Source organism: Streptomyces sp. NPDC104309, assembly GCF_055584025.1.
This window is the reverse complement of the sequence record NZ_JBVJMV010000001.1, coordinates 330071-348664: the sequence shown is the minus strand read 5'-3', so window position 1 is coordinate 348664 and position 18594 is coordinate 330071. Positions and strand designations below refer to the sequence as shown.

General features: G+C 71.1%; 1 protein-coding gene (running past one end of the window). It reads right to left on the bottom strand.

Going from position 1 to position 18594, the window contains the following annotated elements; translation table 11 throughout:
- Nucleotides 1-18594: the 5' portion of a type I polyketide synthase gene (locus ACZ68L_RS01240; protein ID WP_469573171.1), read on the bottom strand. The gene continues 11217 nt to the left of window position 1, outside the view; 18594 of the gene's 29811 nt are visible here — the first part of the coding sequence; it begins with the start codon at nucleotides 18592-18594; its stop codon lies off the left edge, out of view.

Here is an 18594-nt window from a genome sequence, read left to right as displayed (position 1 = left end):
CAGACCCACACCGCCCTCGACCGCCTCTGGGTCACCATCGGCAGCGAGCCCGATCGCGTGCAAGGCCGAATCCAACAGCGCCGGATGCAACCCGAAGCCCTCGGCATCCGCCCCCTCGGGCAGCACCACCTCGGCGAAGACAGCACCGCCCTGTCGCCAGGCCGAACGCAGGCCCTGGAACAGCGGACCGTACTCGTAGCCCGAATCGGCGAGTTCCTCGTACAGAGCGTCGATCGTCACCGCCTGGGCGCCCGCCGGCGGCCACTGTGTCAGCTCTTCCGCCACCGGCACGGCGACCTCGGCCAACACACCGCTCGCATGCCGTGTCCAGACTCCGTCCGCGGCATCGGCGGGACGCGAGTACACCGTCAGGTCACGTCGCCCGGACTCGTCGGCCGCGGCGACCGCGACCTGGACGGCGACCGCGCTCTGGTCGTTGAAGACCAGCGGGGCCTCGATGGTGAGCTCTTCCACCAGGTCGCATCCGACCTGGTCAGCTGCGTGCAGCGCCAGTTCCACGAACGCGGTGCCCGGCAGCAGCACCGAACCCCACACCGCGTGATCCGCAAGCCACGGATGCATCTCGACCGACAGCCGGCCGGTCAGCAGGACGCCATCGGTACCCGCGAGACCGACCGCACCCGACAGCAGCGCGTGGTCGACCGAGTCGATTCCTGCGGACGACACGTCCAGGTTCCCCTGCCCGAGGGCACCACTCAGCCAGTAGCGCTCGCGCTGGAAGGGGTAGGTAGGCAGGTCCACGTGCATGGCCTGCTGCCCCGCGAACATCGCCTCCCAGTTCAGCTCGACCCCGTGGACGTGTGCTTCGGACAGTGAGGTCATGAAGCGGCGTGCCTCGTCCTCGTCGCGCCGCAGGGTGCCCAGCGCGACCGCGTCGTTCTGGCCGGCCTCCTCGAAGGTCTCCTGCAATCCGAGGTTGAGGACCGGGTGCGGGCTCACCTCGATGAACACGGACAGACCATCACCCACCGCCGCCCGCACCGCCTGCTCGAACTCCACCGTGGAACGCAGATTGCGATACCAGTAACCGCCGTCCAGGCCCGTCGTGTCGTCCAGCAGACCGCCGGTCAGCGTGGAGTAGAACGGCACCCGGCCCGCAACCGGCGCAACCCCCGCCAGCAACTCCGCCAGCTCGTTCTCGATCAGCTCCACCTGGGCCGAATGCGAGGCATAGTCCACCGCGATCCTCTTCGCCCGGACTCCCTGCTCCGTGCAGGACGCGACCAGCTCCTCCAACGCATCCGGCTCACCCGACACCACCACAGAAGACGGGCCATTGACCGCGGCCACCGAGATCCGTCCGCCCCAGGCCGTGAGGCGCTCGCGGACCTCCGCGACCGGAAGCGACACCGAAACCATGCCGCCACCACCGGACAACGCCAGCAGAGCCCGTGACCGCAGGGCCACCACCCGCGCACCGTCCTCCAGCGACAGACCACCCGCAACCACCGCCGCCGCGATCTCACCCTGCGAGTGACCGATCACCGCCGCCGGCTCCACACCGCATGCCCGCCACAACTCCGCGAGCGACACCATCACCGCCCACAGGACCGGCTGCACCACGTCGACGCGATCGAAGCCCGGGGCACCCTCCGCACCACGCACGACGTCCAGCAACTGCCAGTCCGTGAACGGATCCAGAGCCGCCCCGCACTCCGCCATCCGCGCCGCGAACACCGGAGACGACTCCAACAGCCCAGCCGCCATACCCGCCCACTGCGCACCCTGACCCGGGAACACGAACACCGGACGAGCCGAAACCCCGGCCACACCACGCACCACACCCGCGCCCGAACCGGCACCCAGCGCCACCGTCTCCAGACCCGACCGCAACTCCTCCACACCACCCGCAAGCACCACCGCACGATGCTCGAACCGCGACCGGCCAAGCGCCAACAACCGCCCCACAGCCGACAGTTCCGGCAGCACACGACCGCCCTCCACCGCCAGCCGCAACCGCTCCGCCTGCGCCCGCAGCGCACCCTCCGACTTGCCCGACAGCACCAGCGGCACACCCGCACCCACCACCGGCAACACCACCGGAGCCACAACCGCCTCCGGCTCCTCGACCTCCGGAGCCTGCTCCACGATCACATGCGCGTTCGTACCGCTGATCCCGAACGAGGACACCGCAGCACGCCGCGGCTGACCCGTCACCGGCCAGGCACGCTGCTCCGTAACCAGCTCCACCGACCCTGCCGACCAGTCCACCTGCGACGACGGCGCATCCACATGCAGCGTCTGGGGCAGCACTCCATGGCGTACCGCCTGGACCATCTTGATGATTCCGGCGACGCCCGCGGCGGCCTGGGTGTGACCGATGTTCGACTTGATCGAGCCGAGCAGCAGCGGCCGGTCCTCCGGGTGCTCCTGACCGTACGTCGCGATCAGCGCCTGCGCCTCGATCGGGTCACCGAGACGGGTGCCCGTGCCGTGCGCCTCCACCGCGTCCACCTGCGACGCCGACAGACCGGCGTTCGCCAACGCGGCCCGGATCACCCGCTGCTGCGACGGACCGTTCGGAGCCGTCAGACCATTCGACGCACCGTCCTGGTTCACCGCACTGCCCCGCACCACCGCCAGGACCTGGTGACCATTGCGGCGGGCATCGGAGAGCCGCTCCACCAGGAGCATGCCGACACCCTCGGACCAGCCGGTGCCGTCCGCCGCATCGGCGAACGCCTTGCAACGACCGTCGGCCGCGAGCCCCCGCTGCCGCGAGAACTCCACGAACGTCGCCGGGGTCGCCATGACGGTGACACCGCCGGCCAACGCCATCGAGCACTCGCCCGAGCGCAGCGCCTGGATCGCCCAGTGCAGCGCGACCAGGGACGACGAGCACGCCGTGTCCACGGTCACCGCAGGCCCCTCGAAGCCGAACGTGTACGAGACACGGCCGGACGCCACGCTGCCCGAGTTGCCCGTGCCGATGAACGCCTCGACGCCGTCGGGCACGGAGCCGAGCCGAGCCGCGTAGTCGTGGTACATCAGGCCGGCGAAGACACCGGTCCGGCTCCCGCGCAGCGAGGCCGGGTCGATGCCCGCACGCTCGACGGCCTCCCAGGAGGTCTCCAGGAGCAGCCGCTGCTGCGGGTCCATCGCCAGCGCCTCACGCGGCGAGATCCCGAAGAACGCCGGGTCGAACTTCCCCGCCTCGTAGAGGAATCCGCCCTCGATGGTGCGGGACTTGCCTTCCTGGTCGGCGTCCGGTTCGTAGAGGCCGTCCAGGTTCCAGCCACGGTCGGTCGGGAATCCCGCGATTCCATCCCCTGCCGTGGCGACCAGCTGCCAGAGGCCCTCGGGGTCGGTCACCCCGCCGGGGTAGCGGCAAGCCATGCCGACGATCGCGATCGGCTCGTCGTCCGCGAGCCGCGTCACCGGAGCGGTCGCGGCCGCCTCGGGCTCCGCGCCCAGCGCCTCGGCGACCAGGAACTCCGTCAGTTCGCTCGGCGTCGGGTAGTCGAAGACGAGGGTCGCCGGCAGGCGGAGGCCCGTAGCCGTGTTGAGCCGGTTGCGCAGTTCGACAGCGGTCAGCGAGTCGAAGCCGAGCTCCTTGAACGCGCTCCGGGACTTGATCGCCTCGCCGGAGCCGTAACCGAGCACCGCCGCGACCTGGCCGCGAACCAGGCCGTCGACGAAACGGATCCGCTCGTCGGGCGACATACCGGACAGGCGTACGGCGAAGCTCGATCCGGACTCTCCCGAGGTGGCCGCACGGCGGCCGGGGACACGGACCAGCCCGCGGAAGAGGTGCGGCACTCCCTCCGTGGCGGCGCGCTTGCGCCACACCGGGAGGTCGAGCCGCACAGGCACCAGCGCCGCGCGCCCAGCGCCTTCGGCGGCGTCGAAGAGTGCGATGCCCTGCTCGGCCGAGAGCGGCGGAACGCCGGACCGGGCCATGCGCTGCGCATCGGCGTCGCCGAGCTGCCCCAGCATGCCGCCTTCGGCCCACGGGCCCCAGGCCAACGACTGACCCGCCAGACCCTCACCACGCCGCACCTCGGCCAACGCATCCAGGAACGCATTCGCCGCCGCATAGTTCGCCTGACCAGCACCACCGAACACACCGGCCGCGGAGGAGAACAGCACGAACATCGACAGATCCAGGCCACGCGTCAACTCATGCAGATGCCACGCCGCGTCCACCTTCGGACGCAACACCGCACCCAGACGCTCCGAAGTCAGGGAGGACAGCACACCATCGTCCAGCACACCGGCCGTGTGCACGACGCCTACGAGCGGATGCTCGACGGATACGTCTGCCAGTACCGCCGCCAGCGCCTCACGGTCGGCCACGTCACACGCAGCCACCCGCACCGCAGCACCCAGATCCACGAGCTCCGCCACCAAATCGGCAGCACCCGGAGCCTGCTCCCCACGACGCGACACCAGAAGCAGATGACGCACACCCCGCTCCGTCACCAGGTGCCGGGCCACCAGACCACCCAGCGCACCACTGGCACCCGTCACCAGGACCGTGCCCGCACCATCAAGATCACCCACCGGCCGCCCGGCGTCGACAGCCGCCCTCGCCAGGCGCGGCACAAACACCTCACCACGCCGCACCGCCACCTGCGGCTCACCCGAGGCCACCGCCGCAGGCAGCACCGCACGCGACGCCGCATCGCCGTCGAGGTCAGCGGTCAAGTCTCCGGCCATGCCTTCGGCCAGTGCCGGGTCGAGATCGGCGAGGACGAAACGGTCGGGGTACTCCGTGTGCGCCGTACGCAGCAGACCCCACACCGCAGCCTGCACCGGATCCGGCACCTCAGCCCCACCACAAGCCACCGCACCACGGGTCACGACCACCAGCCGCGACTGTCCGAACCGCTCATCCGCCAGCCAGCCCCGCACCAACTCCAGTGCGCCACCGGCTACTTCATGCGTGCGGGAAACGACGTCACCGGCGCCACCGATGCCTTCGTCCGTGCCCACACCCGTAGCCGTAGCCGTACCGGCACCGGCGAACGACACCGCCACCACGCCCGGCACCGACTCGCCTGCACCGAGTGCGGCGGCGAGCGCCTCCAGATCGGCGTAACGCACACCCGGCACGGCAACCGTGTCGCCGAGCACGGCCCAGCGCGCCTCTGCCCTCTCCTCCGTCACCGCGTGCCCGACCCAGTCCACCTGGAACAGGGCGTCACGGGTTGCGCTATGGCCGGCCGAGGCGACCTGCTCCTGCGACACCGCGCGCAGCGCGAGCGAATCGACCTGGGCAACCGGGGCACCAGCACCGTCGGCCACGGTCAGGGACACACCGGAGCCCGCAGGGCTGATCCGGACCCGCAGGACCGTCGCGCCCACAGCGGAGACCGTGACCCCGCCCCACGCGAACGGCAGCCCCGCCGCACCGGCCTCCGCACCGGCGTCGACGCCACCCGGCAGGCCCAGGGCGTGGAGCGCGGCGTCGAGCAGCGCCGGATGCATACCGAACCCGGTGGCATCCACCCCTTCGGGGAGAGCCACTTCGGCGTACACGTCGTCGCCCTTCCGCCAGGCGGCCCGAAGCCCCTGGAACACCGGGCCGTATCCGAGGCCCAGTTCCGCAAGGTCGTCGTACAGACCCGTCGTCTCGACGGCCACCGCGTCGCGCGGCGGCCACTGCTCCAGCGCCTCACTCACGGCCACTAGTCCCGCGGACAGCGTTCCGACCGCGTGCTGTGTCCACTCCGCGTCGGCGTCCTCCGCCGGCCGCGAATGCACCGTCACCGCACGGCTTCCGTCACTTTCGACAGCACCCACGGCCACCTGCACGGCCACCGCGCCGTGCTCAGGGAGCACCAACGGCGCCTGGAGTGTCAGATCACCCAACACCCCACAGCCGACGGCTTCTCCCACGTGGAGCGCCATGTCCACGAACGCGGTACCCGGCAGCAGCACCGAGCCCATCACCACGTGATCGGCCAGCCACGCATGCGAGTCCACGGACAACCGACTCGTGAACAGGAACTCGTCCCCCTGAGCCGGCACCACCTTCGCACCCAGCAACGGGTGCTCCCCCGCGCTCTGCCCCAGCGCCCGTGCATCACTCAACCCGACCGGCGACGACACCAGCCAGAACTGCTCATGCTGGAAGGTATAGGTGGGCAGATCCACGCGACGGGCACCGGCACCGGCGAAGTACGCCGACCAGTCAACCACCCGGCCACGCACATGAAGTTCAGCGAGAGCGGCGAGAAGGGCATCGGGCTCGCCGCGGTTCTTGCGCAGAGCGGGTACGAAGGCGAGCTCATCACCGTCCTCGGAGCCGGACGTCACACAGTCCTGCGCCATCGCGGACAGCACACCGTCCGGGCCCAGCTCCAGGAACGCGGTCACACCTTCCGCTTCCAGCGTGCGAATGCCGTCCAGGAACCGGACAGCCTCACGGACGTGGCGCACCCAGTACTCCGGGTCCTGGACCTCATCCGCCGACAGAATCTCACCCGTCACGTCCGAGACAATGGCCAGCTGCGGCGCGTTGAAGCTCAGCCCCTGCGCGACCGTGCGGAAGTCGTCCAGCATCGCGTCCATACGCGGCGAGTGGAAGGCATGGCTCACTCGCAGACGCTTGGTCTTACGACCTTCGATCTCGAAGTGCGCGGCGATCTCAAGAACCGCCGCCACGTCACCCGAAATCACGGTGGAGCGCGGTCCGTTGAGGGCGGCGATCGAGACGCCGTCGACCAGCAGCGGGAGCACCTCGTCCTCCGCGGCCTGCAACGACACCATCGCCCCACCGGTCGGGAGCGCCTGCATCAGACGACCCCGCGCGGCTACGAGAGCGGCAGCGTCTTCGAGGGACAGCGCCCCGGCGACGTACGCGGCCGACAGCTCACCGATCGAGTGACCCAGCAGGTAATCCGGCTTCACGCCCCATGACGTCACCAGCTCGAACAGCGCGACTTCGAGGGCGAACAGACCGGCCTGGGTGAACTGGGTCTGATCCAGCAGTTCACCCCCCTCGAAGACCACCCCGCGAAGAGGCGTCTCCAGGTGCCGGTCCAGCTCCGCACACACCGCGTCGAACGCCTGGCTGAAGGCGGGATACGACTCGTACAACTCACGGCCCATGCCCGCCCGCTGCGAACCCTGACCCGAGAACAGCACACCCGTCCTGCCGGGCGAAACAGAACCCTCGGCCACCCGCTCGCCGCCGAGCAGCACCACCCGGTGCTCCAGCGCCGCACGCGATGTCACCAGCGAGAAACCGACATCCACCGGCGACAGCTCCGGGCGCCCGGCAACGAACGACCGCAGCCGCTCCACCTGCCCCGACAGCCCTGCCTCCGACTTCGCCGACACCACCCACGGCACCACCGGCAATGCCACCGGAGCCACAACCGCCGCCGGCTCCTCCGCCTCCGGCGCCTCCTCCAGCACCACATGCGCGTTCGTGCCGCTCACACCGAACGACGAGACACCCGCGCGACGCGCGTCCCCCGTCTCCGGCCACGCCACGGACTCCGTCAGCAGCTCAACAGCACCCGCCGACCAGTCCACCTGCGGCGTCGGCTCGTCCACGTGCAGGGTCTGCGGCAGCACACCCTCCCGCATCGCCATGACCATCTTGATGATCCCGGCGACGCCCGCGGCGGCCTGCGTGTGACCGATGTTCGACTTCAGCGAACCGAGCCACAGCGGCCGGTCCTCCGGACGGTCCTGACCGTACGTCGCAATGAGCGCCTGCGCCTCGATCGGGTCACCCAGCGTCGTACCCGTACCGTGCGCCTCCACCGCGTCCACCTGCGAGGCCAGCAGACCGGAGTCGGCCAGGGCCTGGCGGATGACACGCTGCTGGGACGGGCCGTTCGGAGCCGTCAGTCCGTTGGACGCACCGTCCTGGTTCACCGCACTGCCGCGCACGACGGCCAGCACCTCGTGGCCCAGGCGCCGCGCGTCGGAAAGGCGCTCCACCAGGAGCACGCCCACGCCCTCGGACCAGCCCGTGCCGTCCGCACCCGCCGCGAACGACTTGCAGCGGCCGTCGGAGGCGAGGCCGCCCTGGCGGGAGAACTCGATGAACGCGCCAGGGGTGGACATCACCGTCACACCGCCGGCCAGCGCCATCGTGCACTCGCCCTTGCGCAGGGCCTGGACGGCCAGGTGGAGGGCGACCAGCGACGACGAGCACGCCGTGTCGATCGTCATCGTCGGTCCCTCAAGACCGAAGGTGTACGCCACTCGGCCGGACAGGACGCTGCCCGACGTACCAATTCCGAGGAAGCCCTCGACGCCTTCCGGCACGGAGGCGACCTGCGAGGCGTAGTCGTGGTACATCATTCCGGCGAAGACGCCGGTACGGCTGCCGCGCAGGGACGTCGGGTCGATGCCGGCCCGCTCGATGGCCTCCCAGGTCGCTTCGAGGAGGAGCCGCTGCTGCGGGTCCATCGCCAGCGCCTCGTTCGGCGAGATGCCGAAGAACGCCGGGTCGAACTTCCCCGCGTCGTAGAGGAATCCGCCCTCAGCCGTGTACGACGTGTCGTGGCTGTCCGGGTCGGGGTCGTACAGGCTGCTGACGTCCCAGCCGCGGTCGGTCGGGAACGGCGCGATGCCGTCGCGGCCGTTCACTGCCAGCTGCCACAGGTCCTCCGGGCTGAGCACCCCGCCCGGGTAGCGGCAGCTCATGCCGACGATCGCGATGGGTTCGTCCGTCGCGCCCAGCACCGCGGGGAGCCCATGGTCCAGGTCGTCCTCGCGGGGCGCGACCTCGTCCAGGATGAACTCGGCCAGCGCTTCGGGCGTGGGGTAATCGAAGACGAGCGTCGCGGGCAGCCGCAGGCCGGTCGCGGCGTTGAGCCGATTGCGCAGCTCCACCGCCGTGAGCGAGTCGAAGCCGAGCTCCTTGAACGCCTGCCCCGGCACGACGGCGTCTCGCGACGCGTGACCGAGCACGAGGGCGACCTCACCGCGCACGAGCTCCATGACCATGGCTGTACGGTCAGCCTCGCCAAGGCCACCAAGCCGGTCGGCGAGCGCCGACTCTGCCACGGCCGACTTCGCGGCACGGCGGTTCGGGACGCGTACAAGGCCGCGCAGCAGCGGCGCCACACCGTTGGACGCGGCCCCCCGGCGGAGCACCGCGAGGTCGAGCCGGAGCGGAAGCACCGCTCCCCAGCCCGTGTGCTCGGCGGCGTCGAAGAGGGCAAGGCCTTGCTCCGCCGTGAGAGCGGGGAGACCTGCGCGGGCCATGCGCTGCAGGTCGGCGTCGCCGAGCTGCCCCAGCATGCCGCCTTCGGCCCACGGTCCCCAGGCCAACGACTGACCCGCCAGACCCTCACCACGCCGCACCTCGGCCAACGCATCCAGGAACGCATTCGCCGCCGCGTAGTTCGCCTGGCCCGCCGAACCCAGCGTCGCCGCAGCGGAGGAGAACAGCACGAACATCGACAGATCCAGGCCACGCGTCAGCTCATGCAGATGCCACGCCGCGTCCACCTTCGGACGCAACACCGCACCCACCCGCTCCGAAGTCAGGGAGGACAGCACACCATCGTCCAGCACACCGGCCGTGTGCACGACGCCTACGAGCGGATGCTCGACGGATACGTCTGCCAGTACCGCCGCCAGCGCCTCACGGTCGGCCACGTCACACGCGGCCACCCGCACCGCAGCACCCAGATCCACGAGCTCCGCCACCAAATCGGCAGCACCCGGAGCCTGCTCCCCACGACGCGACACCAGAAGCAGATGACGCACACCCCGCTCCGTCACCAGGTGCCGGGCCACCAGACCACCCAGCGCACCACTGGCACCCGTCACCAGGACCGTGCCCGCACCATCAAGATCACCCACCGGCCGCCCGGCGTCGACAGCCGCCCTCGCCAGGCGCGGCACAAACACCTCACCACGCCGCACCGCCACCTGCGGCTCACCCGAAGCCACAACGGCAGCCAGCACCGCACGCGACGCCTCACCCCCATCAAGATCGACCAGGACGAAACGATCCGGGTTCTCCGACTGCGCCGTCCTCAGCAGACCCCACACCGCAGCCTGCACCGGATCCGGCACCTCGCCATCAGCACAGGCCACCGCACCACGCGTCACCACCACCAACCGCCCCTGACCAGCCCCTTCATCCACCAGCCAGCCCTGCGCCACCTCCAACGCCCGGACTACTGCCTCATGCGTCCGCGCGACCACACCCTCCCCGACACCCACGCCCAGGCCCTCGACCACCCGCAGCCCAGACGCATCCACATCCACGACCACAGGCACAGACACCGCCGACCACTCCACCCGGAACAACGCATCCCGAGCCACATCACCACCACCAGCACCCCGCAACTGCTCCGCAGTCACCGGACGCAACGCCAACGACTCCACCGATGCCACATGCGCACCCGAACCATCGGCCAACAACAACGACACACCCGAACCCGAACGCACGATCCGCACCCGCAACACCCGCGCACCCACCGCCGAGAGCGACACCCCCGACCATGCGAACGGCAGACCCGGCGAACCACCCTCGCTCGTCCCGCTGTCTTTGGACGTCAGTCCCATGGCGTGCAGCGCGGCGTCCAGCAGGGCGGGGTGCACGCCGAACCCGTCGACGTCTCCGCCCTCGGGGAGGGACACCTCCGCGAACACCTCGTCGTCGCGCTTCCAGACGGACTGCAGCCCCTGGAACACCGGGCCGTACCCGTATCCCAGTCCGGCGAGTCCTTCGTAGAAGCCCTCGACGTCCACGGCCACCGCGTCGCGCGGGGGCCATACCTCAAGCCCCTCACCCGCAGCCCCGGCCTCGGCCTCGGCCTCGGCCGACAGCGCACCCCGGGCATGACACACCCACTCGCCCTCGGCATCATCAGCCGGCCGCGAATGCACACTCACCACACGACGACCGTCCGCACCCGCCGCCGCCACCGACAACTGAACCGACACCCCACCACGCTCAGGCAGCACCAACGGCGCCTCCAGCGTCAACTCCTCAAGCCCCCCACAACCAACCCGCTCACCCGCATACAACGCCAAATCCACAAAAGCCGTACCCGGCAACAACACCGAACCCAGCACCACGTGATCCGCAAGCCACGCATGCGACTGAAGTGAGAGGCGGCCCGTCAGCACGAGCCCGTCACCCTCGGCCAGCGATATCGCCGCGCCCAGGAGCGGGTGCTCCGTGGAGTGCTGACCGACACCGGTCATGTCGCCGAGAAGCGTCGTCGGCGCCGCAGCCCAGTACCACTGCCGCTGGAAGGCGTAGGTGGGCAGTTCGACCCGGCGCGCACCGGTACCGGTGAAGTACGCCGGCCAGTCAACTCCCGCACCCTGGACGTACAGCTCGGCCAACGCGGTGACCAGCGAGCCCGGCTCCTCACGGTCCTTCCGGAGCACAGGAACGAAGGTGGCCTCGCCGGAGCCGGAGTCAGAGGTGACGACGCAGTCCTGCGCCATCGCGGAAAGCACACCGTCCGGACCCAGCTCCAGGAACCTGGTCACACCCTCCGTCTCCAGCATCCGGACGCCGTCCAGGAACCGCACAGCCTCGCGGACATGGCGAACCCAGTACTCCGGGTCCTGGACCTCATCCGCCGACAGAACCTCACCCGTCACGTCCGAGACGATGGCCAACTGCGGGACGTTGAACGTCAGCCCCTGCGCGACCGCCCGGAAATCGTCCAGCATGGCGTCCATGCGCGGCGAGTGGAAGGCATGGCTCACCCGCAGACGCTTGGTCTTGCGGCCCTCGCCCTCGAAGTGCGCGGCGATCCGCAGGACGGCCGCCTCGTCACCCGAGACAACCGTGGAACGCGGGCCATTGAGCGCAGCGATCGAGACGCCCTCGACCAGCAGCGGGAGCACCTCGCCCTCCGCCGCCAGCAAGGAAACCATCGCCCCGTCCGTCGGGAGCGCCTGCATCAGACGGCCCCGGGCCGCCACGAGAGCGGCAGCGTCTTCGAGAGACAACACCCCGGCCACGTACGCGGCCGACAGCTCACCAATGGAGTGGCCCAGCAGGTAATCCGGCTTAACGCCCCATGATGTCACCAGCTCGAACAGCGCTACTTCGAGGGCGAACAGACCGGCCTGGGTGAACTGAGTCTGATCCAGCAGCTCACCATCCTCGAAGACGACCTCGCGCAGAGGCGTTTCCAGGTGGCGGTCCAGCTCCGCGCAGACCGCGTCGAACGCATCCGCGAAGACGGGATACGACTCGTACAACTCCCGGCCCATGCCCGCCCGCTGCGAACCCTGGCCCGAGAACAGCACACCTGTCCTGCCAGCCGAGGCCACACCCCGCGCCACCCGGTCCCCGACCAGTACCGCCCGGTGCCCCAGCCCCGCACGCGACGTCACCAGCGAGAAGCCCACATCCACCGGCGACAGCTCAGGGCGCCCGGCAACGAACGACCGCAGCCGCTCCACCTGCCCCGACAGCCCCGCCTCCGACTTCGCCGACACCACCCACGGCACCACCGGCAACCCCACCGGAGCCACAACCGCCTCCAGCTCCGTCTCCACCGGCGCCTGCTCCAGCAGCACATGCGCATTCGTGCCGCTGATGCCGAAGGACGAGACGCCCGCACGACGCGGCTCACCCGTCTCCGGCCACGCCACCGACTCCGTCAGCAGCTCAACAGCACCCGCCGACCAGTCGACGTGCGTGGACGGCTCGTCCACGTGGAGTGTCTGCGGCAGGACGCCCTCCCGCATCGCCATGACCATCTTGATGATGCCGCCCACGCCGGCCGCCGCCGCGGCGTGGCCGATGTTGGACTTGATCGAACCCAGCCACAGCGGACGGCCGTCGGCCCGTTCCTGACCGTAGGTCGCGATGAGCGCCTGGGCCTCGATCGGGTCGCCGAGGCGGGTGCCCGTGCCGTGTGCCTCCACCGCGTCCACCTGCGACGCGGACAGGCCGGCGTTCGCCAGGGCCTGGCGGATCACGCGCTGCTGGGACGGGCCGTTCGGGGCCGTCAGGCCGTTGGACGCACCGTCCTGGTTGATCGCGCTGCCCCGGACCACCGCCAGGACCTCGTGGCCGAGGCGCCGTGCGTCGGAGAGGCGCTCCACGAGGAGCACGCCCACGCCCTCGGACCAGCCGGTGCCGTCCGCCGCCTCCGCGAAGGGCTTGCAGCGGCCGTCGGCCGCGAGGCCGCGCTGGCGGGAGAACTCCACGAACGCGGCCGGGGTCGCGAGGAGCGCGACGCCGCCCGCGAGCGCCATGCTGCACTCGCCCTGGCGCAGGGCCTGCGCGGCGAAGTGCAGGGCGACCAGGGACGACGAGCACGCGGTGTCGACCGTCACCGCGGGGCCCTCCAGGCCCATCATGTACGCGATGCGGCCGGATACCACGCTGGTCGCGGTGCCCGTGATGAGGTGGCCCTCGCCGCCCTCGGGGGTCTGGGCGGCGCCGGCGCCGTAGCCGGACGAGGAGGCTCCGGCGAAGACGCCGATCTGCTCGCCGCGCACCGACGTCGGGTCGATGCCCGCACGCTCGAAGACCTCCCAGGAGGCTTCGAGGAGCAGCCGCTGCTGCGGGTCCATCGCCAGGGCCTCGCGCGGGGAGATCCCGAAGAAGCCGGCGTCGAAATCGCCCGCCCCGTGCAGGAAGCCGCCTTGGAGGGTGTAGCTCGTACCGGGGTTGGCCGGGTCGGGGTCGTAGATGCCTTCCAGGTCCCAGCCGCGGGCCGTGGGGAAGCCGGTGATGCCGTCGCCGCCTGCGGCGAGGAACCGCCACAGGTCCTCGGGGCTCTCGACCTCGCCGGGGTAGCGGCAGCTCATGCCGACGATGGCGATCAGGTCGTCGTCCTCGGCGGCCGCGGTGTTGCCGGCCGGAGCGCGGGTGCCCGCGGCGGATACCTGGCGGGTGTCGGACGCGCCGTACGCGTCCCCGAGTCCGGAGGTGAGCTCGGCGTCGAGGAACCGAGCGAGGACGGCCGGCGTCGGGTGGTCGAAGACCATGGTGCTCGGGAGGCTCAGGCCCGTCTCGGCGGCAAGCCTGTTACGCAGTTCGACGGCGGTGAGCGAGTCGAAGCCGAGCTCGCGGAACGCCCGGTCGGGCTCGACTCCGTCCACCGAGCCGTGTCCGAGTACGACGGCGGCCTGGCCCCTGACGAGTTCGGTCAGTGCCTCGGTGCGCTCGGCCGCGCCCAGGTGCCCGAGCCGTTCGCCCAGCGGGGACGTGCCCTCTGCCGGGCCGGTCGTCCCGTCGGGTCCCGCGGGGGTCGTCAGCGCCTCGCGCGCCTCGGCGAGGTCACCGATCAGCGGGCGCGGGCGGGCCGCGGTGAAGACCGGCACGAAGCGCGCCCAGTCCACGTCCGCGACCGTCACCAGGGTGTCGTCGCAGTCGAGTGCCCGCTGCAGCGCGGTGATCGCGGGGGCGGGCGCCATGGAGCGGATGCCCAGGCGCAGCAGCTGCTCACCCTCCTCGCCGTCGGCCATGCCGCCGCCGGCCCAGGCGCCCCAGGCGACCGCGGTCGCGGGGACGCCGCGTGCCCTGCGGCGCTGGACGAGTCCGTCGAGGTAGGCGTTGGCGGCGGCGTAGCCGCTCTGGCCGCCGCTTCCCCAGACTCCGGCGACGGAGGAGAAGACGACGAAGGCGTCGAGGTCGTGGCCTTCGAGCAGTTCGTCCAGGTGGACGGCGCCGGCGACCTTGGCGGACAGCTCCGCGGCGAGTGTCTCCGTGGTGGCTTCGGACAGCAGCGTGGCCGTACCGACGCCCGCGGCGTGCACGACGGTCCGCAGGGCGCTCTCCTCGCCGTCCGTGTCCGGCGTGGCGGTGGTCTGCTCGATCAGTGCGGCGACGGCCGCCCGGTCGGCGATGTCACAGGCGACGACGGTCACCTGGGTGCCGAACTCCTGGAGTTCGTCGACCAGTTCGGTGACTCCGGGTGCGTCGGGACCCCGTCGGCTGGTGAGGATCAGGCGCTCCGCGCCGCTCTTGGCCAGCCAGCGGGCCACGTGGCTGCCGAGCGCGCCGGTGCCGCCGGTGATGAGTGCGGTGCCGCGGGGCGTCCACGTCGAGCCGTCGGTGCCCTCCCCTCGGGGGTCGCGGACGAGTCGGCGTACGAAGGTTCCGGAGGAGCGCACCGCCGCCTGGTCCTCGCCGCCGTCGGCGAGGACCGCGCACAGCCGACCGGCCGCGCGCTCGTCGAGCGTGGCCGGCAGGTCGACCAGTCCGCCCCAGCGGTGGGCGCACTCCAGGCCGACGACCCGGCCGAGCCCCCACAGCGCGGACTGGGCGGCACTGGTCAGCGGGTCGGAGCGGCCGACGGAGACGGCTCCGCGGGTGACGAGCCAGAGCGGCACGTCGATCTCCGCGTCGCCGAGAGCCTGGACCAGCGCCAGCGTGCCGGCCATGCCGGCTGCTACGACGGGATGGGTGGGGTGCGGCTCCTCGTCCAGGGCCAGGAGGGAGAGCACGCCGGCCGGCTGCCCGGAGTCCTGAAGGGCCTGGGCGAGTTCGTGCGCGAGTGCCGTGCGGTCGGTGGCGGCGGCGTCGATCCGCAGCGGCAGCACCGTGGCGCCGTGCGCGGCGAGGGCGTCGACCGTGCTGCGCACGAGGCCGTCCGTGCTGCGCACCGAGGGGTCGTCACCGGCGCCGCTGGGTACGGCGACGATCCAATTGCCCGTCAGCGCGTTGCCCGACGGCTGTCCCGCGGGGCCGGCCGTGGCAGGCTTCCAGCTGATGCCGTAACGCCACTCGTCGGCCGTGGAGTTGTCGCGGCTCTGCCGTCGCCAGGCGGCGAGCGCTGGGAGCACGTCGGCCAGCGGGGCGGAGTCGTCGGGGCGCACGGCGTCGACGAGCGACTGCAGGTCCTCGCGTTCGACGGCGTCCCAGAACCGGGCCTCTTCGGGGGTGTTGCCGCCCTCGCCGCCAACGACCGTCCGGTCCTCGGAGACGTGCGGCCAGTAGCGCTGTCCTTGGAAGGCGTAGGTGGGCAGGTCGACGCGGCGGGCGCCGGTGCCCGAGAAGTACGCCGCCCAGTCGACCGCCTTGCCGCGCACATGCAGTTCGGCGAGCGCGGCGGCGGACGTGTGTGTCTCGTCGCGCCCCTTGCGGAGCACGGGTACGAAGAGGGTGTCCTCGGTGCCGGATCCGGACGTGACGCAGTCCTGGGCCATGGCGGAGAGCACTCCGTCGGGGCCCAGTTCCAGGAAGGCTGTCACACCCTGGGCCTGCAGGGTGCGGATGCCGTCCAGGAAGCGGACGGCGCCGCGGACGTGGCGCACCCAATACTCCGCCGTACGGATCTCCCGTGCGGGGATCACCGCGCCGGTGACGTCGGAGACGATGGCGATCTCGGGCGCGTTGTAGCTGAGGCTCTCCGCGACGGCGCGGAAGTCGTCGAGCATGGCGTCCATGCGCGGCGAGTGAAAGGCATGGCTCACCCGCAGTCGCTTGGTCTTGCGGCCCTCGCCCTCGAAGTGCGCTGCGATCTCGAGAACCGACGCCTCGTCACCGGAAATCACCGTGGCGGACGGCCCGTTGAGGGCGGCGATGGAAACGCCGTCGACCAGCAGCGGCAGGACCTCGTCCTCCGACGCCTGGAGCGACACCATCGCCCCACCCGCCGGAAGCGCCTGCATCAGCCGACCCCGCGCCGCCACCAAGACGGCAGCGTCTTCCAGCGACAGCACCCCGGCCACGTACGCGGCCGACAACTCACCGATCGAGTGGCCCAGCAGGAAGTCCGGCTTCACGCCCCACGACGTCACCAGCTCGAACAGCGCGACTTCCAGCGCGAACAGACCGGCCTGCGTGAACTGCGTCTGATCCAGCAGCTCACCACCCTCGAAGACCACCTCACGAAGAGGCTGGTCCAGATGACGGTCCAGCTCCGCACACACCGCGTCGAACGCGTCCGCGAACACCGGGTACGCCTCGTACAGCTCCCGGCCCATACCGGCCCGCTGCGAACCCTGCCCCGAGAACAGCACCGCCAGACGTCCGGGTGCCGCCACTCCGCGCACCACAGCCGGGCCGTTGCCGAGGGAGCTCAACTCGCGTACACCGTCGATGAGTCCGGTACGACCGTCGGCGAGGACCACCGCGCGGTGTTCCAGGGCGGCGCGTCCCGTGGCGAGCGAGTAGCCGACGTCCAGAGCGGCGGATTCGTGTGCGGTGACGTTGTCCAGGTGGGCGAGAAGTTCGCTCGCCTGTGCCTTGAGCGCCTCGCCGGTCGCGCCCGAGACGAGCCAGGGGACGATCGACAGGGTCCGGTTCCGCCCGGACCCGTCAGCGGCAGGTCCGTCCTCGCGCGCGGGCGCCTGCTCGACGATGACGTGTGCGTTCGTGCCGCTCACGCCGAACGAGGAGATGCCCGCGCGGCGCGGCTGCCCGGTCTCCGGCCACTCCACCTGCTGGGTCAGCAGCTCGATGGCCCCGGCCGACCAGTCCACGTGCGGCGTCGGCTCGTCGACGTGGAGGGTGCGGGGCAGTGCCGCGTGCCGCAGCGCCATCACCATCTTGATCACACCGGCGACGCCCGAGGCGGCCTGCGCGTGACCGAAGTTGGACTTCATCGAGCCGAGGAACAGCGGTCTGCCCTCCGGCCTGTCCTGGCCGTACGTCTCCACAAGGGCCTGGGCCTCGATGGGGTCGCCGAGGACGGTGCCGGTGCCATGTGCCTCTACGGCGTCGATCTGCGCGGGCGAGAGGCCGGCGTTGGCCAGCGCGGCCCGGATGACGCGCCGCTGCGAGGGGCCGTTCGGCGCCGTCAGGCCGTTGCTCGCGCCGTCCTGGTTCACGGCCGAGCCGCGGATCACCGCGAGGATCTCGCGTCCGTTGCGGAGGGCGTCGGAGAGCCGCTCCACCACCAGGACACCCACGCCCTCGGCCCAGCCGGTGCCGTCGGCGGCGGCCGCGAACGACTTGCAGCGGCCGTCCGCCGCGAGGCCGCCCTGCTGGCTGAACTCCGCGTACGCGCCGGGGTTGTTCATCACGGTCACACCGGCCGCCAGCGCGAGGGAGCACTCGCGCTGGCGCAGTGCCTGCACCGCCTGGTGGAGGGCCACCAGCGACGACGAGCACGCCGTGTCGATCGTCACAGCCGGGCCCTCCAGGCCCAGGGTGTAGGAGACGCGTCCGGAGACGACACTTCCTGCGGTGCCGGTGACGTAGTAGCCCGCGACGTTCTCGTTCGACTGCCGCAGGCTCGTCTCGTACCCGGACGACTGGGCTCCGACGAAGACGCCGGTCGCGGTGCCACGCAGCGACGAGGGGGCGATTCCGGCCCGTTCCAGGGCCTTCCAGGACTCCTCCAGGAGCACGCGCTGCTGCGGGTCCATCGCCAGCGCCTCGCGCGGCGAGATCCCGAAGAAGCCCGCGTCGAAGTCCGTGACCCCGTCGACGAAGCCGCCCTCGAAGGTGACCGCGTTGCCGTGGGCCTCCTCGTAGAGCCACTCCAGGTCCCAGCCCCGGTCGGTCGGGAACCCGTTCACCGCGTCGGTCCCGGACTCGACCAGGTTCCACAGGCCCTCGGGGCTCGTCACCCCGCCCGGGTAGCGGCAGCTCATCCCGGTGATCGCGATCGGTTCCCGCGCCGCATCGGAGAGCTGGGTGTTCTCCCGCCGCAACCGGTCGACCTCTTTGAGCGACGCGCGCAGCGCTTCGAGAACCTTGTCAGCCGAACTAGCCAT